Source organism: Flavobacterium sp. A45, from assembly GCF_002001005.1.
In the GTDB taxonomy this organism is placed as follows: domain Bacteria; phylum Bacteroidota; class Bacteroidia; order Flavobacteriales; family Flavobacteriaceae; genus Flavobacterium.
The window spans coordinates 1-1,310 of record NZ_MUNX01000014.1 but is presented as its reverse complement, the minus strand read 5'-3'; the positions used below and the strand labels follow the sequence as shown (position 1 = coordinate 1,310).

The following is a 1,310-nucleotide window of genomic DNA, read 5'->3' as shown; positions in this document are numbered from 1 at the left end:
GTTGTTATAAAGGACAAAATTCACTGGGCAAAACAAGAGATATTTATATTGATGTAAGTAAATTATTTTTAGATTTAGATAGAATTGATCTTAACCATTTTGAAAAAAAAACAAATCATCTATTAATTAATCAACTCCCTATTAATATTACAAGTATTATTTATGTTGATAATGCAGAATCAAAATATATTGCAGATAAAATAAAAAATTATTATTACAAAGCTCATTCACTAAATATTGAGTCTGTTCATTATAAAGATTTAAAACTGACTAAAAACTTAAAAGACCCATCATGTTATTTAGTATGTTCATCTTGTATTTCAAATGGAAAAAAAATATCCGAAGTAAGTAGGCGATTACGAACGCAAGAACATTCCCAGATAATTTATTTTAATGGATTTGTCAGATGTATAGATGATAAAGCATATTCTAACTTAATGAGTAATATTAAATATGGAAAATACAATGATTTTTCCACATATAGTTTTATTACAATTGACAAAATACTATTACCAAATGAAGACAGTGATATCATTAGCTGGGAATTTGAAAAAGATTTAATTAATAAATTGCTACATGGTTTTGATGAATTTCAAACGGATGAGGTCATGACAGAAAAGACGAAGGCTTTTTTTAAAAAAAGATACAATGAATTAAATAATAATGACGAGGGTTTAGTCAATAATGTGTTTTTAAATAAATCTAATGGAAAAAGATTGGTTCTAAATAAAAACTTTGCGTTTTTTAAATTTACAAATTGGAAACCTGACAAAATACAACAGTCAAAAGTTTATTTTTCGATTCTTTCTGTACTACATAATTTTAGAATTAAAAAAAATATAAAGCAAACTATTTATGAAAGACATATTTTAGATCCAGAAAATTTTAATAGATATAACGATGGGATAATTCAAGCATCTATTTTAAGAGCATCTACAAACAAAGAATTGAATTATGAAATTGATTCTCATTCAAGTTCAATAATGTCTAATATAATTATTAACTCAATAGAAGACAGTAAAGATAAAGATTCAGCTCCTTACGAATTTTTAATGGCTATTTGTATTGGTAAGTTAACATTAAACAAAAATGATTTAATTAAAATTTATGAAAAACATAAAAAAAACACAGACAATATAATAGCTGTTTTATTAAAAACAATTTATTCAAAATATATTAATATGTCATTAAATTAAAGCTAATGTGGGAAGAATTAATTAAAAGTGAAGTAATATGACTAAAAGAAAAACTTTGCACAAAATTACGCGGGAAACAACTGAAAAGTATATAAAAGTGAATATTTTAGAACA

General features: G+C 23.6%; 1 protein-coding gene. It reads left to right on the top strand.

All coding sequences use genetic code 11. The features are described 5' to 3' along the window. Nucleotides 1–1,196 (top strand): hypothetical protein (locus B0E44_RS18685; protein WP_165688745.1); only part of this gene is annotated, 1,196 nt, incomplete at its 5' end. Nucleotides 1,197–1,310 lie beyond the last annotated feature (114 nt).